The organism is Streptacidiphilus sp. EB103A (assembly GCF_041261405.1).
GTDB lineage: Bacteria > Actinomycetota > Actinomycetes > Streptomycetales > Streptomycetaceae > Streptacidiphilus.
In genome coordinates this window covers 143,488-163,142 of record NZ_JBGCAQ010000018.1, presented here as the reverse complement: position 1 = coordinate 163,142, position 19,655 = coordinate 143,488, and the positions used below count along the sequence as shown (strand labels likewise).

Sequence of the window (19,655 nt, the reverse complement as noted above, 5' to 3'; positions counted from 1 at the left end):
TACCGTGGTTGCACAGCAAGGCTGCTCTCCGTGCCGATTCATGAGGCGACACGTTGCCACAGCTCACAGCCCTGCGTGGCCCACGACACCCGTGAGCTGCGGATGGCCCGTCCGCTGGCCCTGGAGGCGCTGCGGCGCGGTCGGCGGGTGGGCAGGTGCACACCACCGAGGAGGTGCGCGACCGCTTCCTGAATTTCGGTCGGACGACGGCCTTCATCCCGGCAGGCGAGGGCGACGCGGCGGATCGCCGCGACCGTCCTGGAGGCCGCCGGGCGGACCACGATCTACGACTGAAAGGTTGTTCAGCCATGGACGATCATGTGGCCGACCACATCGCGGGGGCGACGTCCGCGCAGGTCCAGGACCGGCCCGCCGAGCCATCCCCGAACGCGGAGCCGGCGATCTGGTCCCGTAACTTCCGGTACTACTTCACCGCCCGCAGCGCGGGTCTGCTCAGCTGGGCCATGCTGCCGGTCGCGGTCTCGGCCGGCCTGCTCAGCAGCGGGTACGGCCTGGGCACCGCGGGGTACGCGATGGCCTTCCTGGTCGGCCCGTTCGCCGGGCTGGTGCTGTTCGGCGGGGTGCTCGCGGACCGGTTCACCGCCCGCCGGATGATGATCATCGCCGATCTGTCCAACCTCACCGCCCACGCGCTGCTGGCCTTCCTGTTCATCCACGGCATCGACCATCTCTGGCAGCTGTACGCGCTGCTGGTGGTGGCCGGCACCGCCAACGCGATGTTCCAGCCGGGCGCCTCCTCGACCGTCCCGCTGGTGGCCCGGGACGTGCAGGGCGCCAACGGGGTGCTGCGCACCTCCGAGGCGGTCACCGGGCTGGGCGGCCCGGCGCTGGCCGGCGCCATGGTCGGGTTCGGGGCCACCGGCTGGGTGATGGTGATCTCCGCCGTCGCCTACGGCACCAGCGCGACCTGCCTGTTCGCGCTCCGGCTCGGCGTGGTGCCCGCCCCGCCGGCCGGCGAGAGCCTGTGGCGCAACCTGGCGGTCGGCTGGCAGGAGTTCCGCGCCCGCAGCTGGCTCTGGGGCGTGATCGTGATCTGGATGTTCTACGCGGTGCTCTCCTGGGGGCCGCAGCTGTCGGTGGCCGCCGGCGTCATCGTTCCCGAGCACGGCGCGACCGCCTTCGGTCTGATCAACTGCGCGCTGGGCGGGGGCACCGTGCTGGGCGGTCTGCTGGGGATCCGCTACAAGCCCGCACGGCCGCTGGCCGCCGGGGCCGTGGCGATGCTGGCCTATCCGCTCTACCCGCTGGGCATCGTGCTCGGCTGGCCGGTCTGGCTGCTCGCCGCCGCGCAGGTCGTGGTCGGGTTCGGGATCGGCGTCTGGGGCGTCATGTGGGCCACCAGCGTGCAGACCCAGGTGCCGGGCGAGGTGCTGAACCGGGTGCACGCCTACGAGGTCGCGGGTTCCGTCGGGATGTACCCGATCGGCAGCGCGCTGGCCGGCCCGGCGGTCGGGGCGTTCGGCACCGACGGGGTGCTCCTGGTGGGTGTCGTGGTCGCCTTCCTCACCGCGACCGCCCTGCTGGTCGCCCGCCCGATTCGCACCCTGGGCCGGGTGCCGATCCGGGCCTGAGCAGTGGTTCTAGGATGGAACCTGGCGGCCCGGATGCGGACCGGTCGCCACCGATATCGCCCACCGGGGGCGCCGATCACGTCCCCGGTCGGCTCCCGTCGGCGTTCCCTGGAGGTTCCGGCCATGTCCGCAGCACCGTCCCACCCGTCCCCGGTCCAGCATCCGGGCCCGTATCCGGAGCCGCCCTCGGCGCTGCCCCCGGTGCCGCCCGGGGCGGCTCCCCGCCAGGCGGGACGGATCATGGCGGGGGAGATCGCCCAGCAGCCCGACGTGCTGCGGCGCATCCTGGACCGGGGCGCCCCGGCGATCCGCACGGTGGCGACCGCGATCGCCGCCCGCCGGCCCCGCTTCGTGCTGCTGACCGCCCGCGGGACCAGCGACAACGCGGCCCTCTATGCCAAGTACCTGATCGAGGTGCTGCTGGGGAAACCGGCCGGGCTGAGCTCCATGTCCACCATCACCGTCTACGGCGCCAAGCCGGACCTGACCGACTGCCTGGCGATCACGGTCAGCCAGTCGGGCGGCTCGCCCGACCTGGTCGCCGCCACCAGGGCGGCGCGGCAGGCCGGGGCGGTCACCCTGGCCGTCACCAACAACCCGGGCTCGCCGCTGGCCGAGGTCGCCGAGTTCCACATCGACGTCCTGGCCGGTCCGGAGAAGGCGCTGCCGGCGACCAAGACCTACACGGCCGAGCTGCTGGCGCTGTACCTGCTGGTCGAGGGGGTGCGCGGGGGCGAGGGCGGCGCCGCCCGGGAGCTGCCGGGACTGGCGCGGTCGATCCTGGACCGGGGGGACGAGGTCCGTCAGCTCGCCGAGCGCTACCGGTTCGCGCAGCGGCTGGTGGTCACCTCGCGCGGCTACGGCTATCCGACCGCCCGTGAGGCGGCGCTGAAGCTGATGGAGACCACCTACATCCCAGCCATCCCGTTCTCCGGCGCCGACCTGCTGCACGGCCCGCTGGCGATGGTGGACAACGCCTCACCGGTGATCGCCGTCGTTCCGGACGGCCGCGGCGGGGTCGCGCTGCAGCCGGTGCTGGACCGGCTCAGGGGGCGCGGGGCGGACCTGGTGGTGATCGGGCCGCAGGCCCAGGTGGACAAGGCCTCGGCCGGGTTCGCCCTGCCGGGCGGGGTGGCCGAGGAGGTGCAGCCGATCCTGGAGATCCTGCCGCTGCAGCTGCTGGCCTACGAGATCACCGTCGCCCGCGGGCAGGACCCGGACGCGCCGAGGGCGCTGGCCAAGGTCACCGAGACGCACTGAACGCACTTAACGCACCGAACGCACCGAACGCACAAGGGCCGTGGCGCCGGGACAGGACCCTCAACCTGTCCGGCACCGCGGCCCGAGGCATGGTCGGTGGCTGGTGTCTCCGCGCGGCGGGTGTGCGGGCCCGGCGGCGCGGGACGTTCAGTCCGACTCTCATCAAGCGGAAAGGCCCGGTGCGCAGTCAGGGCAGATAGCGCGGTGGGACTCCCCTTGGTGCACTCCCCATTGTGGACTAGACCAATTGCGTTGTCCATCCCCGCTGAGCAGTCGGTTCGCCCGGCGGGTCGGCGGCGGCCGCACAGCGGGCCAGCACGACCGTGCCGCCGTAGGCCGGATACGCTCGGAGGATGCCTTCCCTCAATGAGCTGGTGCGCCACCACACCAATCTGGACAGCGCCGACGTGGAGTGGATCCACCTGCTGGTGTCCGAGTGGCAGCTGCTCTCCGACCTCTCCTTCGCCGACCTGGTGCTGTGGGTGCCCACCCGCGACGGCAGCCGGTACGTGTCGCTGGCGCAGATGCGCCCCAACACCGGTCCGACCTCCTACCAGGACGACATGGTCGGCCATCTGGTGCCGCGCGGCCGCCGCCCGATGCTGGACGTGGCGCTGGACGAGGGCCGGATCGTCCGCGAGGGCGACCCGGAGTGGCGCGAGGACGTCCCGGTCCGGGTCGAGTCCATCCCGGTCCGGCGCGAGGGACGGGTGCTGGGCGTGATCGCCCGCAACACCAACCTGCTGACCGTGCGCACCCCCAGCCGGCTGGAGCTCACCTATCTGCAGAGCGCCTCCGACCTGGCCCAGATGATCGCGGCCGGTTCGTTCCCGTTCCCCGGAGAGCAGGCCGACATGGACGCCCTGCCGCGGGTCGGCGACGGCATGATGCGCCTCGACGCCGAGGGGGTGGTCACCTACGCCAGCCCCAACGCGCTCTCCGCCTACCACCGGCTCGGCCTCAACGCCGACCTGGTCGGCCTGCACCTGGGCAAGACCACCGCCGACCTGGCTCCGCCCGGCCGCGGTCCGGTGGACGAGGCCCTGGTCAAGCTGGCCAGCGGCTGGGCGCCGCGGCAGACCGAGGTCGAGTCGGGCGACGGCGTGGTGCAGCTGCGGGCCATCCCGCTGAAGCCCAAGGGCGACCACATCGGCTCGCTGGTGCTGCTGCGCGACGTCACCGAGCTGCGGCGGCGCGAGCGCGAGCTGATGACCAAGGACGCCACCATCCGGGAGATCCACCACCGGGTGAAGAACAACCTGCAGACCGTCGCGGCGCTGCTGCGGCTGCAGTCCCGCCGGATGGAGAACGACGCCGCCCGCGGCGCGCTGGACGAGGCCGTGCGCCGGGTCGGCTCCATCGCCATCGTCCACGAGACGCTGTCGCAGAACCTGGACGAGCACGTCGCCTTCGACGAGATCGCGGACCGGGTGCTGGCGATGGTGATGGAGCTGTCCCAGGACGGCCGGGTGACCGCGCGTCGCAGCGGCAGCTTCGGCATCCTCTCGGCCGATGTGGCCACCCCGCTGGCGATGGTGCTGACCGAGATCCTGCAGAACGCACTGGAGCACGCCTACGGGCCCAAGGCGGGCGGCGAGGTGACGGTCCGTGCGGTGCGCGGGCGGATGCCGGCGCCGCCGGACGCCGGATGGGGCAATGGCTGGGGCGGCGGCGGCAGTCGGGTCGAGGAGCAGCTGCTGATCACGGTGACCGACGACGGCGTCGGCCTGCCGGAGGGCTTCGACCCGCAGCGGGCCGGGAATCTGGGGCTGCAGATCGTCAGGACCCTGGTGGTGGGGGAGTTGGGCGGCAGCTTCGACATGGTGCCGGCCGAGTCGGGAGGGACCCGGGTGGTGCTGGAGGTGCCGGTGGGTACGTCTGCACCGTAATCGCACATTTGACGGTTACTCATGACGATAAAACGGGATTTACCGTTTTTTTGCGCTGCTCTTCCATACTCCAACCCCCCTCTGCTCGTCAGTCCCTATGAGCCTGGACCCTCTGGCACCTGACGAGAGCGCGGCACGTGGAACCCCAGATTGTGGCACCTCCCGCGGCGACGCTGCCGCACCCCCATTCTCCGAAGGCCGCCTGGCCGGTACGGCCTGCCGCACCGGCCCGCACCCTGCTGGACGTCCTCGACGCCACGGTGCGGAACGCGCCGCTGGCCCCCGCCCTGGACGCGGACGGCACCGTCCTCGACTACCGGGCGCTGCGGGACGCGGCCGACGCGACGGCGGCCCGGCTGGAGGCCCGGGGCGTGGGCCCCGGCGACCGGGTGGGCGTGCGGGTGCCGTCCGGGACGGCTGAGCTGTACATCGCGATCCTCGGGGTGCTGCGGGCCGGCGCCGCCTACGTCCCGGTGGATGTGGACGACCCGGACGAGCGCGCCGAGTTGATCTGGCAGGACGCCGGGGTACGGGTGGTCCTGGGCGCGGGCGGCGCGCTGACGGACGGTCCCGGGGCCGCCGCACCGAGGGCGCGGCCGCGCCCGCCGACCCCGGCGGACGACGCCTGGGTGATCTTCACCTCGGGCACCACCGGACGTCCCAAGGGCGTCGCCGTCAGCCACCGCTCGGCGGCGGCCTTCGTCGACGCCGAGGCCGAACTCTTCCTCCGGGACGCCCCGTTGGGACGCGGCGACCGGGTGCTGGCCGGTCTCTCGGTGGCCTTCGACGCCTCCTGCGAGGAGATGTGGCTGGCCTGGCGGCACGGCGCCTGCCTGGTGCCCGCACCCCGGGCGCTGGTCCGGTCCGGGGCCGACCTCGGGCCCTGGCTGGTCCGGCGCGGCATCACGGTGGTGTCCACCGTGCCGACCCTGGCCGCGCTCTGGCCGGCCGAGGACCTGGACGCGGTCCGGCTGCTGATCGTCGGCGGGGAGGCATGCCCGGCCGAGCTGGTCCAGCGCCTGGACGTGCCCGGGCGGGAGTTCTGGAACACCTACGGTCCGACCGAGACCACCGTCGTGGCCTGCGCCGCCCGGATGCGGGCCGGGCAGCCGGTGCGCATCGGCACCCCACTGGCCGGCTGGCGGATCGCGGTGGTCGACCCGGCCGGACGGCCCGTCCCCTGGGGCGGCACCGGGGAACTGCTGATCGCCGGGGTCGGCACGGCGCGCTATCTGGACCGGGCCAGGGACACGGAGAAGTTCCAGGCCCACCCTGCCCTCCCCGGGGCCCGGGTCTACCGCAGCGGGGACCTGGTCCGGGCCGAACGGGACGGCCTGGCCTTCGTCGGCCGCGCCGACGAGCAGGTCAAGCTCGGCGGCCGGCGGATCGAGCTCGGCGAGCTCGACGCCGCGCTGGCCGCCCTCCCCGGCGTCCGGGCGGCGGCCGCGGCGGTGCGGGAGACCGCGGCCGGCGGCCAGATGCTGGTCGGCTACCTGGTCCCGGAGACCAGGCCGTCCCCGGAGAATGACGATCGATCAGGTACCGGCGGGCTCGACCTGGCGCCGCTGCGGAGACTGCTGCGGCAGCGGCTGCCCGCGGCGCTGGTGCCGGTGCTGGCGGAGCTGGCCGAACTGCCGACCAGGACCTCCGGAAAGGTGGACCGCAAGGCGCTGCCCTGGCCGCTGCCCCGGGCCGGGGAACCCGACCCGGACGCCGCGCTGCACGGCACCGCCGCCCGGCTCGCCCGGCAGTGGCGCGACCTGCTCGGCGTCGCCCCGGACGCGGACAGCGACTTCTTCGCGCTGGGCGGCACCAGCCTGTCCGCCGCCCGGCTGGTCTCACTGCTGCGGCAGCGGCACCCCGGCCTCTCGGTGGCCGACCTCTACCGGCAGCCGCGACTGGGCGACCTCGCGGCCCACCTGGACCGGAGCCTGGACCGGAGCCCGGACCGGCGTGCCGAGGGCCGCACCGGGGACGCCGCCCCGGACCGTACCGCCCCGCAGCCTGCGCCCGCCGCCGTTCCTCCCGTACTGGTCGGCCTCTACCAGGCGGCGGTGCTGGCCCTGCTGCACACCCTGGCCGGGCTGCGCTGGGTGCTCGCCCTCGCCGCCCTCGACAATCTGCTGCCCTCCTCGCTGCCCTGGACCCAGCGGACCTCCTGGTGGCTGATCGCCAGCGGCTGGCTGCTGCTCTCCAGCGCCCTTGGACGCACCGTCATCGGTGCGGTCGGCGCCCGGCTGCTGACCCGGGGTCTGCGGCCGGGGACCTATCCGCGCGGCGGCCCGGCGCACCTGCGGCTGTGGACGGCGGAGCGCCTGGTCGGCGTCTTCAACGTGGCCTCGGTGCTGGGCACCCCACTGGCCGGGCGCTACGCCAGATTGCTGGGCTGTCGGGTCGGCGAGGACGTCCATCTGCACACCATGCCGCCGGTCACCGGGCTGGCCGTGTTCGGCTCGGGTTGCTCGCTGGAGCCCGAGGTGGACGCGGCGGGGTGGTGGCTGGAGGGGGACCGGCTGCACCTGGGCACCATCTCGGTCGGGCCCGGGGCCAGCGTCGGCACCAGGTCCACGCTGATGCCCGGCGCCGTGGTCGGCCCCGGCGCCGAGGTCGCCCCCGGCAGCTGCGTCACCGGGGCCGTCCCGGCCCGCGCCCGCTGGCACGGCTCACCGGCCCGCCCGGACCGCCGGCCTGCGGGCGCGGCCGACGGGCCGGCCTGGCCGGTCGCGGCCCCTGCCGTCCCTCCGGGGCGCCGCCGCCGTTGGCAGGCCGTCTACACGCTGTCCCTGCTGCTGCTCCAGCTGCTGCCGCTGGCCGCCGCCGCCCCCGGGGCGCTGCTGCTGTATCTGTTCATGGGCCAAGACCCCACCTGGACCAGCGTGTTCGACCGGCTGCTGGTCACCTCGGTGCCGCTGGCCCTGCTCACCCTGTGCCTCTACGCCCTGCTGCTGGCCGCCCTGGTCCGACTGCTCTCACGGGCCGTCACCCCGGGCCTGCACCCGGCCCTGGGCCGCGCGGGATGGAGCGTCTGGGCGGTGCACCAGCTGATGGGCTCGGCCCGGTCGATGCTCTTCCCGCTGTACTCCTCGCTGGCCACGCCGGCCTGGCTGCGGCTGCTGGGCGCCCGGGTCGGCCGCCGGGTGGAGGCGTCGACCGTGCTCGCCCTGCCCGGGCTGACCCGGGTGGACGACTACGCCTTCCTGGCCGACGACACCCTGCTCGCCCCGTTCCAGGTCCGCGACGGCTGGCTGCGGCTCGGCCCGGCCGCGGTCGGGCGGCGGTCCTTCGTCGGGAACTCCGGGATCGTCGGTCCCGGACGGCAGCTGCCGGCCGACTCGCTGGTCGGGGTGCTCTCCGACGTCCCGCCCGCGGACCGGGTCGCCGTCGGGACGTCCTGGCTGGGCCGGCCGGGGTTCGGCATCCAGCGGGTCGCCGAGGCCGGGGACGGGGCCCGCACCTACGACCCGCCGCGCCGGCTGGTGCTGGCCCGGGCGGCGGTGGAGCTGTGCCGCCTGGTCCCGCTGGCGCTGACCGTGCTGCTGGGCGACCTGGCTGTGGCCGCACTCCAGGAGCTGCTGCGCCGGGACGGCCTGACGGCCTGTGCGCTCGGCTCCGGGGTACTGCTGCTGAGCGGCGGGCTGGCCGCCTGCCTGTTCACCACCGCGGCCAAATGGCTGCTGCTGGGACGGTTCCGGAGCGGGCGGCAGCCGCTGTGGAGTTCCTTCGTCTGGCGCAATGAGCTGTTCGACGTCTTCGTGGAGGAGCTGGCGATGCCCTGGCTCGGCAGCTCCCTGCTGGGGACGCCCTTCCTCACCCTCTGGCTGCGCAGTCTGGGTGCGCGGATCGGCCGCGGAGTGTGGTGCGAGACCCACTGGCTGCCGGAGACGGACCTGGTCCGTCTGGGGGATGGCTGCTCGGTCAACCGCGGTGTGGTGCTGCAGACGCATCTCTTCCACGATCGGCTGATGCGGATGGACGGCGTTGACATCGGGGCCGGGGCGACCGTGGGGCCGCACTCGATCGTGCTGCTGGGCGCGGGAGTGGGGGAGGGCGCGGTGGTCGGCCCGGCCTCCCTGGTGATGCGGGGCGAGGCCCTGCCGGCCGGGACGCGCTGGCTGGGAAACCCTGTGGCGCAGTGGAGTTGAGCAGCACGGTGGAGTTGAGCAGGTAGAGGGTCCGGTCCGGAGACAGAACGAGGCCCTGCCGACCGGGGGGGAGGGTCGACAGGGCCTCTCAAGCCTGCTCCGGCCGTCGGGGGGAGTCGGCCGGAGCAGGGGCTCTGGGTGCGGGACGGTGCCCGCGTGCTTCGCACGGGCGGCTGCCCTCTTCTCCGACGGTATCAAACTGCCGGGGATGGAGAGCGCCGCGATCGGTGCGCCGCCTCGGAAAGTGCCTTGCGGCACTTGATCACGTGCTGATCGAGAAGTAATGCGGGTGGTTCAGGTGGTGCGGCGTTGCGTCCCCCAGGCAGAAGATCTCTCTGCCGGACGGTGCGTCAGGCGGTGCGCGCTCGGTTGCGGGCGGCGCGACGCTTCATCGCACGACGCTCGTCCTCGCTCATTCCACCCCAGACGCCGGCGTCCTGACCGGTCTCCAGGGCCCACTGCAGGCAGCTTTCCATGACCGGGCAGCGACGACAGACGGCCTTCGCTTCCTCGATCTGCAGCAGGGCGGGCCCCGTGTTGCCGATGGGGAAGAACAGCTCGGGGTCTTCTTCCCGGCAGACAGCGCGGTGGCGCCAGTCCATGATGATCCAACTCCTCCAGCCGACGGGGATGTCCCGCGGCTCATCGGTGGCTTGTGAATGTGAACGCTTTCACGAACCCTGTGGCAGGTGCGCGGCCAACGGGTGGGTCGGCGTGCGGGTGCCTGCGACGTTGCAGTGGATTCGGGCGAATCAGGCGGGTCTCCGGTAACGGTCCGTCCCGATCGCCATGTAAAGGTTCGCAAACCTCGACTCCGGATACAACCCCTATCGAGAAGGAATTTTTGATTCGTCGGTGTCTGCTAGGTCACACCCTGTACTTCTATGGAGTGAAGCGGGCCACGCGTTCGAGAAGAAGGGCACAAGGCCCTTCTGATCACACAATCACACGCAGTGCGCGACGTACGCCTGAGAAGCTGACTTGGTTCCGCTCTCCAAGGTGGTCTCCGTCGACCTGAAATGGCATCGTTTCCTGCGAATGCAAGGTGAATTCCCGGAGGTCGTGGTAAGCGACCACGTGTTTGCCCCGCGGACCCTTCCCGGAACCGTCCAGGAGCTGGGGGATCGTTCGAAGGGTCTGCAACAACGACATCTTCGTCATCCCGAAGAGGTCCAGATCCGTGTCGAACGTCGCCTCGGGCGAGGCGTAGACCGGGCGGTTGCCCAGGAAGGTCCAGGGAGAGGTGTTCGCCACTATGGACACCACCAGCCCCTCGACCGGTTCCGCGCCGGGGATGCGGAGAGTGATCGGGCCCGCCCTGCGGTGTTCGCGCTCACCGAGGTAGTGGCGTACCGCCTGGTTGATGTAAAGCGCGTGAGTGGACCGCTTGCCGCTGCGGCGGTGCTGCTCGACCCGGCCGACCACGCCGGCGTCGAAACCGAAGCCGGCGGTGAAGGTGAACCAGCGCTCCGGAAGGCCCGGGGTCACCGCCCGGCCGAGGCCGACGGTTCGCTCCCGTTTCGAGGAGAGGGCGTCCAGGAGTATTCCGGTCGCCTCCACCGGGTCATTGGGCAGACCGAGGGCGCGGGCGAAGACATTGGTGCTGCCGCCGGGCACCACGGCGAGTCTGGGCAGGTGTTCGGAGGGTCCCTCCGCGAGCAGTCCGTTGACGATCTCGTTCACCGTGCCGTCCCCGCCCAGCGAGACCACCAGGTCCACGTTGCCGGAGGCCGCGGCGTCCCGGGCCAGATCGCGGGCGTGGCCCCGGTACTCGGTGGCCACGACCTCCAGTTTCAGGTCGCTGGCCAGGGCTCGGGCGAGTACGTCCTTGGTCCGGCCGCTGGTGGTGGTCGCCTTCGGGTTGACGACCAGGAGCGCACGCATACCGTCAGCTTACCTACCGGCAGGTATGCGACAGGGAAAGGGCCTCCCGAAGGAGGAGGGGCCCGACCGGGGCCGCTGCCGGGGCGGCTAGCCTGGTGAGGTGACTGCCGACGCCCCGCTCGATGCCCGTACCGCCTCCGCCGCCCCGACCGCCGCGGCCCGCCCCTGGATGCTGACCGCCGGCGCGGCCATAGCGGTGGCCCAGGGTGTCCTGCTCACCGCCTACGGCGTCTACCTGATGGTCGAGGGGCTGCTGACGCACACCCACACCGGGGTCGGGCTCACCGAGTTCGGCGGGTTCATCGTGCTGCTGCTCGGCCTGCTGCCGCTGTTCGCCGGACGGGCGCTGCTGCGGCTGAAGCGCTGGGGGCGCAGCCCGGCGGTGATGGTGGACACCCTCTGCCTGGCCGTCACCTACTTCACCTTCCAGAACGGCGGCCTGCAGATCCCGGTCGGCGTCGCGGTCGGCCTGGCCGGGATCGGCGGGATCGTCCTGCTGCTGCACCCGCGGACCACGGCGACGCTGTGGCCTGCGGGGTACGGCAAGTAGTCCGGACTACTCCTCCAGCAGCAGCTTGTCCCGGAGCTGGGCCAGCGTCCGGGCCAGCAGCCGGGAGACGTGCATCTGGGAGATGCCCACCTCGGAGGCGATCTGGGACTGGGTCATGTTCCGGAAGAAGCGCAGCACCAGGATCCGCTGCTCCCGCTGCGGCAGCTGGGCCAGCAGCGGCTTGAGCGACTCGCGGTACTCCACCCCCTCCAGCGCGTCGTCCTCGGCGCCCAGGGTGTCCGCCACGGCCGGCGACTCGTCGTCGGTGTCCGGGACGTCCAGGGAGAGGGTGCTGTAGGCGTTGGCGGACTCCAGCCCCTCCAGCACCTCCTCCTCGGTGATGCCGAGGCGCTCGGCCAGCTCGTGCACGGTGGGCGAGCGGCCGTGCTGCTGGGAGAGCTCGCCGGTGGCCGTGGTGAGCGAGAGCCGCAGCTCCTGGAGCCGGCGCGGGACCCGCACCGCCCAGCCCTTGTCGCGGAAGTGGCGTTTGATCTCGCCGACGATGGTGGGCGTGGCGTAGGTGGAGAACTCCACGCCCCGGTCGACGTCGAAGCGGTCCACCGACTTGATCAGTCCGATGGTGGCGACCTGGGTCAGGTCGTCCAGCGGCTCGCCGCGGTTGCGGAACCGCCGGGCCAGGTGCTCCACCAGCGGGATGTGCATCCGGACCAGCTGGTTGCGCAGCTCGACCCGCTCCGGTGAGTCCTTCTCCAGCGCGGCGAGCTGGACGAACAGCGCCCTGGCCGCCTCGCGGTCCGGCGCGCCGTGCCGCTGCGGGGTCGGCCGGCCGCCGCCCCAGACATGCGGTTCGGGCGCGGCGGCGTGCTCCGCGTCCTCGTCCGCCGCGGTGTCGGCGAGGTCGCCGACGATGTCCGCGACCAGTTCGGCGGCGTCCGAGTCGAGCTCGTCGCCGTCGGCCTCCGCTTTCGCCTCGGCCTTGTCCAGACCGTCCGTCTCCCCGACCACCGGGGGCGGTACCTGGTCGGGACGGTCGGGATCGTCTGCCAACACCCTGTCCTCCGCCTGCTCTGACGCCGCGCCCACCGACTGTGCCGGCAGCACGGCCTTACCAGCGCTCGTACCCGTACCGGACTGCAGCCCGGCACCGCTGCTGCGGTCCAGATCACTCACGGCGATCCCCCGTTCCGTTCCGTTCCGGGATCAACTTGTCCGTACCCTCAAGACCTGCGAGACCCTCAAGGCTGGCCCGGCCCGGCGCCGCGCTTCTTGTGCAGGCTGATGGTGACCGTGCGGTCCTCCTCCACGGTCGACTCCACCTCGCCGGCCAGTGCGGAGAGCACCGTCCAGGCGAAGGTGTCGCGCTCGGGGGCGCGGCCGTCGGTGGTCGGCGCCGAGACGGTCACCCGTAGCGAGTCGCCGACCAGCCGGAACACACAGCGGAGCACGCTGCCCGGCACCGCCTGTTGGAGCAGGATGGCGCAGGCCTCGTCGACCGCGATCCTCAGGTCCTCGATCTCGTCGAGGGTGAAGTCGAGTCTGGCTGCGAGGCCCGCTGTCGCGGTTCGCAGGACCGAGAGGTAGGCACCCGCCGCGGGCAGCCGGACTTCGACGAAGTCCTTCGCGTCGGGCTCGCCGTCGATCTGGGACACCCTCACCTCCGTTGGTGTTGCGCCGCTGCGGCGGACACCGCCGCCGAGCGGTTGTTCTCAGCAAGTGCAGCTCGTGCGGGCGTATTCCGCCCGGGAGGTGACGCTATCGCGATCCTCGGTGCGATGTCGCCCGTCCGGGGACCGGACTGCTCGATAAGCACCGCCGGAGAACCGGTGTGGCCGTTACGCCCTTCGGATGACTCATGGTAAGACGTCAGCTGCGAAGCGTGGCAGCGCGGGTGAGGATATCGCCCGGGAGTGGTCAATTCCGTGCGGAGCCCAGCGCGGTCAGCGGCGCACCGGTAAGGCGGAAGACCGTCCACTCGTCCATGGGAACGGCCCCGAGCGACTTGTAGAAGCCGATCGAGGGCTCGTTCCAGTCCAGCACCGACCATTCCAGCCGCCCGTACCCGCGCTCGACGCAGATCTGCGCCAGGGTGGCCAGCAGTGCCCTGCCGTGCCCGCCGCCGCGGGCCTCCGGCCGGACGTAGAGGTCCTCCAGGTAGAGGCCGTGGACGCCCTTCCAGGTCGAGAAGTTGAGGAACCACAGCGCGAAGCCCACCGGCTCGCCGGTGGTGTCGTCCTCGGCGATGTGGGCGAAGGCGGCCGGATGCGGGCCGAACAGGGCGGAGTGCAGTTGCTCCTCGGTCGCCCTGGCGTCCTCCAGGGCCCGTTCGTACTCCGCCAGCTCCCGGACGAAGGCCAGGATCTGCGGGACGTCGTCGGGGCGTGCTTCACGGATCATGGTGTCGAGCCTACTGGGGCCGTGACCGCATCCGGAGGGTCAGACCAGTGAGCGGTCCTCGTAGCACCAGCGCCAGGACTCGCCCGGTTCGAAGGAGCGCATCACCGGATGCCCGGTGGCGTGGAAGTGCGCGGTGGCGTGCCGGCTGGGGGAGGAGTCGCAGCAGGCGATATGCCCGCAGATCAGGCATTTGCGCAGCTGGACCGGGTGCTGGCCGAGCACGACGCACTCCGGGCAGGTCTCGGCGAGCGCCTCGGGTTCCGGGGCGGGCAGGGCGGCGCTGTGCGAACAACCGTGCATTCCAGACATAGCGACCAGGGTACGGGAGCGCGGCGCCGAGCTCTCCGCGCGCCGTTCGCGCTCCTGAGCCTCGCTGTGCTTCCGTTTCCTGCGGTGACCCTCGAACACCTGCCGCCCCCTCTCCCCGGCCCCCATCCTGTCAGCCCCGTCGCCCAGTCCCCTCCCGAAGACCCCATTCTTCGAAAGACGCAACCCATGTCCTCCAGCGCCCTGCTGCCGCTTGTCGCGGGCAGCGCCGCCGTCGCCGGCGTGGCCCGGCGCCTGCGCATCTCGGCTCCGCTGCTGCTCGTCGCCGCCGGCCTGGCCGCCGCCTACATCCCCGGCGTGCCGACCTACACCCTCGATCCCGGGCTGGTGCTGCCCCTGGTGCTGCCGCCGCTGCTCTACACGGCGGCGCTGGACAGCTCGTACCGGAGCCTGCGCGCTAATCTGCGCGCGGTCGCGCTGCTCTCCATCGGCTTCGTGCTGTTCAGCACCGTCGCCGTCGGCCTGGTCGCCTACGCGGTGGTCCCCGGGCTGCCGGTCGCCGCCGCCTTCGTCCTCGGCGCGGTGGTCGCCCCGCCCGACGCGGTCGCCGCCACCGCCATCGCCCGCCGGGTCGGCCTGCCGGCCAGGATCGTCACCATCCTGCAGGGCGAGAGCCTGGTCAACGACGCCACCGCGATCACCGCCTACCGGGTCGCCGTCGCCGCCGCCCTCGGCGAGGGCTTCTCCTGGGGGACCGCCTTCGGCGAGTTCCTGCTCGCCGCGATCGGCGGCACCGCCGTCGGGCTGGTGCTGATGGTGCCGCTGCAGTGGGCCCGGGTGCGGCTGAAGGACCCGCTGCTGCTCAACACCTTCTCGCTGCTGGTGCCGTTCGCCGCCTACGCGGCGGCCGAGGCGTTCCACGCCTCCGGCGTGATCGCGGTGGTCGTGGTCGGCCTCTACCTGGGCCACCACGCCCACACCGTGGACTTCGCGCTGCGGCTCCAGGAGGAGGCGGTCTGGAAGATGGTCGCCTTCATCCTGGAGTCCGCGGTCTTCGCCCTGATCGGACTGCAGCTCCCGGTGGTGCTGCGGGCGCTGCGCGGCTACTCCTCGGCGGAACTGCTGGGCTGGGCCCTGCTGGTGCTCGGAGCGGTGATCGTGGCGCGGTTCGTCTGGTGCTGGCCGGCCACCTACCTGCCGGTGCTGCTCATCCGCCGGATCCGGGAGCGGGAGGGCGTCCCCGAATGGACCAGGCCGTTCGTCGTCGCCTGGGCCGGGATGCGCGGGGTGGTCTCGCTGGCGGTCGCCTTCTCCATCCCGGAGACCCTGGACGACGGGCAGCCCTTCCCCGGGCGGGAACTGATCCTCTATCTGACCTTCGTGGTGGTCATCGGCACCCTGCTGCTGCAGGGCCTGACCCTGCCCAAGCTGGTGAACGCCCTGCCGCTGCCCGAGGTCGATCCGCAGCGGCGGGTGCTGATCCAGGCCCAGGCGCAGAACGACGCCTCACTGGCCGCCACGGCCCGGCTCGACGAGCTGCTCACCGACCCGCGCAACCGGCTCCCCGAGGCGCTGGAGCAGCGGCTGCGCCGGGTGCTGGAACGCCGCCAGAACGCCGTCTGGGAGCGCCTGGGCGCGGCGGTGGACGCCGAGACCGGGGACTCCGCCGACGCCGTCTACCGTCGGCTGGGCAAGGAGACCATCGCCGCCGAGCGCGACGTCTTCGTCGAACTGCGGAACAGCGACCGCATCGACGACGAGCTGCTCCGCCGCCTCATTCGCCAACTCGACTACGAGGAGGCCCTGGTGGACCACGCGGAAGATTGAGCGAGCGGTCACTCGTGCGGGTGGCGGACGGGGATGCGCAAACCGTCGAGCCGACTTTGGTGACACTCTGGCGGGAGATCGTTCCCCGCAAACGTGGGGGTGCTCCGTACCCAGGGCTTCACAGGCTGGTCAACGACAGCATCTCTCCGCCGAAGCGGAGGCGAGCGCTAAGGGGTCGGACGAGACAGCTCGTCCGACCCCTTCACGCTGACGGTTCAGCAGCGTCAGGCCTTCTTGGTCTCCCAGAAGATCTTCTCAACCTCGGCGATCAGGTCCAGAGCCTTCTGGCCGGTCGACGGGTCGGTGGACGCCTTGGCGGCGCTGAGGGCCTTCAGGGTGTCGTTGACCAGGGTGTTCAGCTGCGGGTAGGCCTCGAAGTGCGGGGCCTTGAAGTAGTCGGACCACAGCACCGAGACGTGGTGCTTGGCCAGCTCGGCGCGCTCCTCCTTGATGACGATGGCGCGCGCACGGAAGTGCGGGTCGTCGTTGGCCTGGTACTTCTCCTGGGTGGCCTTGACCGACTCCGCCTCGATGCGGGCCTGCGCGGGGTCGTAGACACCGCAGGGCAGGTCGCAGTGGGCGTGGACAGTGATCCGCGGTGCAAACAGCCGAGAGAGCATGAAAGGTCCCTTTCCTGTGATCGTCTTCCCGGGCACGAGATTACTCCGGATCGTCCGGTGAATCGCGTCCAGGGCCCGGTCCTAGGACAAAAGCCGTAGGAGCCGTGGACTTCCCCGCGCGGTGGGAGAAGATGGAGCCGAGGCAGCAGTAGGGCACCGCGGCACGGGACGAAGAGCGAGGAACGGCGGAACGGCATGGCTGAGCAGAAGCACGACCCGCTCCCCGCCCCGCTTCCCCAGGAACCCCCTGAGGGCGGGGTCACCCCGGGGCGCTACGGGGTACTCGATGTTGACGGACCGTCGATGGCGCCCACCCTGGCCCACGGCGACCGGCTGTTCTGCCGCTACGGCGGGCGGGTCAGGGACGGGGCGATCGTGGTGGCGCGGCATCCGCTGCGGCAGGAGCTGTTCGTGGTCAAGCGGGCGGTCGAGCGGCGCGGCGGCGGCTGGTGGCTGCTGTCGGACAACAGCCAGGTCGAGGGCGACAGCCGGGACTTCGGGCCGGTGCCGGACGAACTGGTGCTCGGGCGGGTGCTGCTGCGGATCGCCCCCCGGCCGTCCTGGCTGGCCCCGCCGCGGCCGCTCGAACGGTTGCTGGACCGGGTGCCGTATGCACTGGCCCGGCGGTTCGGGGCGTTTCGGCGTGTCGTCAGCCAGTAGTGAGGTGCTGAGGGTTTCCGGCTGCGGACCGTAGCGGGCTTGCCGCGCAGTTCCCCGTGCCCCTAGGGGTCTGCAACTGGGCCAGTTGCACTTGCTAGGGGCGCGGGGAACTGCGCGACAAGCCAGGCACACGCCGCAGCCGAAAACCCCCGAGAAGTTCCCTAGGCCCCGGCTGCGGCTTCGCGCTTGCGGGCCCGGTAGGCCGCGACGTTGGCGCGCGTCGCGCAGCGGTCCGAGCAGTAGCGGCGGGAGCGGTTGGTGGAGGTGTCCAGATAGGCGTTGCGGCAGGGGGCCGCCTGGCAGATGCCGAGCCGGTCCACGCCGTGCTGGGTGAGGTGGACGGCCAGGCCCATGCTCGCGCCGGCCGCGAACAGCGCGGTGGCGGTGCCGGCGCTCTCGGCCAGGTGCATGTGCCACTGCGGGCGGCCGTTCTCGCCCAGGAAGCCGTGTCCGGAGACCACCGGGCTGACCGGGTACTCCGTGAGCAGCTCGTTGAGCAGGTTCACGGCCCGGGTCTCGTCGCCCTCGGCCGCGGACTCGAAGACCGCCCGCAGCCGCACCCGTACCGACCGGAGCCTGGGCAGATCCCCCTCGTCGGCGAGCCGGCCGCCCCTGCTGTTGCCGCTGAACAGCCCCCGCACGGCCTCCACCGTGGTGAGACCGTCCTTGCCGCGGGCGGGCTCCTCGGTGTTGACCAGCCGCACGGCCAGCTCCGCGTAGGAGGCGAGCTCCACGGTGTCGCTCCTCAGTAGTAATGGCTGGGCTGGGTACCAGCCTATTACGAATGGCAGCATTGCGGCCCCGGCGGCGGTCCCCACTGTGGAGGGACCGCCATCGGGGCCGCATGGTTCCGACAGAGCGTACTCACAGCACTTTCGAGAGGAACGCGCGGGTGCGCTCGTGCTGGGGGTTGGTCAGAACCTCACGGGGGTGGCCGGATTCGACCACCACGCCCTCGTCCATGAAGACCAGGGCGTCGCCGACCTCGCGGGCGAAACCCATCTCATGGGTGACCACGATCATGGTCATCCCGTCCTCGGCCAGGCCCCGCATGACGTCCAGGACGTCGCCGACCAGCTCCGGGTCGAGCGCCGAGGTGGGCTCGTCGAAGAGCATCAGCTTGGGCTCCATCGCCAGTGCCCGGGCGATGGCCACCCGCTGCTGCTGCCCGCCGGACAGCTGCGAGGGGTAGTTGCGCGCCTTGTCGGCCAGGCCGACGCGGGCGAGCAGGGCCTCGGCACGCTCCCGGGCGGCGGCCTTGGCCTCGCCCTTGACCTGGACCGGGGCCTCCATGACGTTCTCCAGCGCCGTGAGGTGCGGGAAGAGGTTGAACCGCTGGAAGACCATGCCGATGTCGCGGCGCTTCAACGCCACCTCGCGGTCCTTCAGTTCGTGCAGCTTCCCGTTCTTCTCCCGGTAGCCGACCAGCTCGCCGTCGACCGAGAGCCGGCCGGCGTTGATCTTCTCCAGGTGGTTGATGCAGCGCAGGAAGGTGGACTTGCCCGAGCCGGACGGGCCGACGATGCAGAACACCTCCCGGGCCTTCACCTCCAGGTCGATGCCCTTGAGCACCTCGACCGGGCCGAACGACTTGTGCACCTGTTCGGCGCGGACCATCGGGGTCTGGGCCTGAGTCTGTGGCTGGGTCATTCGGCACCTCCGGCGGCCGTGACGGGCTGCCGCCGCAGCGAGAAGAGCGTCTTCCGCAGCCTCTGCAACGGGGTGTCCGGCAGTTGCCGGTTGCTCCCCCGGGAGAAGTGGCGCTCCACGTAGTACTGGCCGATGGTCAGCACCGAGGTGACGAGGAGGTACCACAGGCTGACCGCGATCAGCTCGGGGATGTTCTGGAAGGTGCGGGAGCCGATGTCCTGGCCGGCCTTGGTCAGGTCGGTGAGCGCGATCACCACCACCAGCGAGGTGGTCTTGAGCATGGAGATCGTCTCGTTGCCGGCCGGGGGGATGATCACGCGCATCGCCTGCGGCAGCACGATCCTGCGCAGCGTCTGGGTGTGGGTCAGCCCCAGCGAGGAGGCCGCCTCGGCCTGCCCCTCGTCGACCGACTGGATGCCGGCCCGGACGATCTCCGACATGTAGGCGGCCTCGTTGAGCCCGAGACCCAGCAGCGCCACGGCGAACAGCGGGACCAGGTCGTTGTAGTTCCAGGAGTGGAACGTCGGTCCGAACGGGATCCCGATGGAGACCTTGGGGAAGATCGCCCCGAGGAAGTTCCAGACCAGCAGCTGGACCAGCACGGGCGTGCCGCGGAAGACCCAGATGTAGACCCAGGCGACCCCCGACAGCACGGGGTTGTGCGACAGCCGCAGCACCGCGAGCAGGATGCCGCCGACGATGCCGATCACCATCGACAGCGCCGTCAGTTCCAGGGTCGTGCCGAGCCCGCGCAGGATGGTCGGATCGCGCAGGATCTCGCCGACGATGTCCCAGTGCAGCTGTTTGTTCGTCAGCATGGCGTGGGCGAACATGGCCACGAGCACCGCGATGACGGCGACTCCGACCCAGCGTCCGGGGTGGCGGACGGGGACGGCCCGAATCTCTTCGGGCCGTCCCTTCGTCAGCGCCACCTCATCATGAGGAGCATTCACGTTCTG

17 protein-coding genes are annotated in these 19,655 nt (G+C 71.7%); 7 read left to right on the top strand and 10 right to left on the bottom strand.

Annotated features, from left to right (window positions below):
• Window positions 1-308: 308 nt before the first annotated feature.
• From ABH941_RS28210 to ABH941_RS28195, 4 genes are all read left to right on the top strand, one after another.
• Entirely contained in the window at window positions 309-1,592 is a 1,284-nt protein-coding gene (locus tag ABH941_RS28210) for an MFS transporter (RefSeq protein WP_370132353.1), read from the top strand.
• 240 nt (window positions 1,593-1,832) lie between these two features.
• Window positions 1,833-2,852 carry an SIS domain-containing protein gene (locus ABH941_RS28205; protein ID WP_370132421.1) on the top strand — a complete coding sequence of 340 codons (1,020 nt, stop codon included), beginning with the start codon at window positions 1,833-1,835 and terminating at the stop codon, window positions 2,850-2,852.
• Between the two features lie 353 nt (window positions 2,853-3,205).
• A complete protein-coding gene (locus ABH941_RS28200; RefSeq protein ID WP_370132352.1) occupies window positions 3,206-4,741 on the top strand; it encodes a sensor histidine kinase in 1,536 nt (511 codons plus the stop codon).
• Between the two features lie 152 nt (window positions 4,742-4,893).
• Entirely contained in the window at window positions 4,894-8,883 is a 3,990-nt protein-coding gene (locus tag ABH941_RS28195; protein WP_370132351.1) for a Pls/PosA family non-ribosomal peptide synthetase, read from the top strand.
• A 350-nt stretch (window positions 8,884-9,233) separates the two neighbouring features.
• Here ABH941_RS28195 and ABH941_RS28190 read toward each other — a convergent pair whose 3' ends face one another.
• Together ABH941_RS28190 and ABH941_RS28185 are read right to left on the bottom strand one after the other, a co-directional pair.
• The gene (locus ABH941_RS28190; RefSeq protein WP_030257455.1) at window positions 9,234-9,485 is read right to left on the bottom strand and encodes a WhiB family transcriptional regulator; all 252 of its coding nucleotides are present in this window, start codon (window positions 9,483-9,485) and stop codon (window positions 9,234-9,236) included.
• Between the two features lie 334 nt (window positions 9,486-9,819).
• Window positions 9,820-10,767 (bottom strand): diacylglycerol kinase family protein, encoded by a 948-nt coding sequence (locus tag ABH941_RS28185; protein ID WP_370132350.1) that lies wholly within the window; start codon window positions 10,765-10,767, stop codon window positions 9,820-9,822.
• 100 nt (window positions 10,768-10,867) lie between these two features.
• On the opposite strand from ABH941_RS28185, the gene ABH941_RS28180 reads away from it, so the two are divergent.
• Window positions 10,868-11,317, top strand: a complete 450-nt coding sequence (locus ABH941_RS28180) for a hypothetical protein (RefSeq protein ID WP_370132349.1) — start codon at window positions 10,868-10,870, stop codon at window positions 11,315-11,317.
• A gap of 6 nt (window positions 11,318-11,323) precedes the next feature.
• Here ABH941_RS28180 and ABH941_RS28175 read toward each other — a convergent pair whose 3' ends face one another.
• The 4 genes from ABH941_RS28175 to ABH941_RS28160 all read right to left on the bottom strand — a co-directional run bounded on the left by ABH941_RS28175 (window position 11,324) and on the right by ABH941_RS28160 (window position 13,972).
• Window positions 11,324-12,439: an RNA polymerase sigma factor SigF gene (locus ABH941_RS28175; protein WP_370132420.1), complete on the bottom strand. Its 1,116-nt coding sequence runs from the start codon at window positions 12,437-12,439 to the stop codon at window positions 11,324-11,326.
• A 74-nt stretch (window positions 12,440-12,513) separates the two neighbouring features.
• A complete protein-coding gene (locus ABH941_RS28170; RefSeq protein ID WP_030257444.1) occupies window positions 12,514-12,927 on the bottom strand; it encodes an anti-sigma regulatory factor in 414 nt (137 codons plus the stop codon).
• A 262-nt stretch (window positions 12,928-13,189) separates the two neighbouring features.
• Entirely contained in the window at window positions 13,190-13,672 is a 483-nt protein-coding gene (locus ABH941_RS28165; protein ID WP_370132348.1) for an N-acetyltransferase family protein, read from the bottom strand.
• A gap of 39 nt (window positions 13,673-13,711) precedes the next feature.
• Window positions 13,712-13,972, bottom strand: coding sequence for a UBP-type zinc finger domain-containing protein (locus tag ABH941_RS28160; protein ID WP_134005758.1), 261 nt, complete (start codon window positions 13,970-13,972; stop codon window positions 13,712-13,714).
• A gap of 195 nt (window positions 13,973-14,167) precedes the next feature.
• Here ABH941_RS28160 and ABH941_RS28155 point away from each other — a divergent pair, with 195 nt between their 5' ends.
• A complete protein-coding gene (locus tag ABH941_RS28155; RefSeq protein WP_370132347.1) occupies window positions 14,168-15,766 on the top strand; it encodes a Na+/H+ antiporter in 1,599 nt (532 codons plus the stop codon).
• A 224-nt stretch (window positions 15,767-15,990) separates the two neighbouring features.
• Here ABH941_RS28155 and sodN read toward each other — a convergent pair whose 3' ends face one another.
• Window positions 15,991-16,386 carry a superoxide dismutase, Ni gene (sodN, locus tag ABH941_RS28150; RefSeq protein ID WP_370132346.1) on the bottom strand — a complete coding sequence of 132 codons (396 nt, stop codon included), beginning with the start codon at window positions 16,384-16,386 and terminating at the stop codon, window positions 15,991-15,993.
• 195 nt (window positions 16,387-16,581) lie between these two features.
• Here sodN and sodX point away from each other — a divergent pair, with 195 nt between their 5' ends.
• The gene (sodX, locus tag ABH941_RS28145; protein ID WP_370132344.1) at window positions 16,582-17,046 is read left to right on the top strand and encodes a nickel-type superoxide dismutase maturation protease; all 465 of its coding nucleotides are present in this window, start codon (window positions 16,582-16,584) and stop codon (window positions 17,044-17,046) included.
• 161 nt (window positions 17,047-17,207) lie between these two features.
• Here the strand turns inward: sodX and ABH941_RS28140 are convergent, their stop codons facing one another.
• The 3 genes from ABH941_RS28140 to ABH941_RS28130 all read right to left on the bottom strand — a co-directional run bounded on the left by ABH941_RS28140 (window position 17,208) and on the right by ABH941_RS28130 (window position 19,628).
• Window positions 17,208-17,780: a CGNR zinc finger domain-containing protein gene (locus tag ABH941_RS28140; protein WP_370132343.1), complete on the bottom strand. Its 573-nt coding sequence runs from the start codon at window positions 17,778-17,780 to the stop codon at window positions 17,208-17,210.
• 130 nt (window positions 17,781-17,910) lie between these two features.
• Complete coding sequence (locus ABH941_RS28135) at window positions 17,911-18,696, bottom strand: amino acid ABC transporter ATP-binding protein (RefSeq protein WP_370132342.1); 786 nt, start codon at window positions 18,694-18,696, stop codon at window positions 17,911-17,913.
• Window positions 18,693-19,628 (bottom strand): amino acid ABC transporter permease, encoded by a 936-nt coding sequence (locus ABH941_RS28130; protein WP_370132341.1) that lies wholly within the window; start codon window positions 19,626-19,628, stop codon window positions 18,693-18,695. Before ABH941_RS28130 ends, ABH941_RS28135 begins: the two co-directional genes overlap by 4 nt.
• Window positions 19,629-19,655 lie beyond the last annotated feature (27 nt).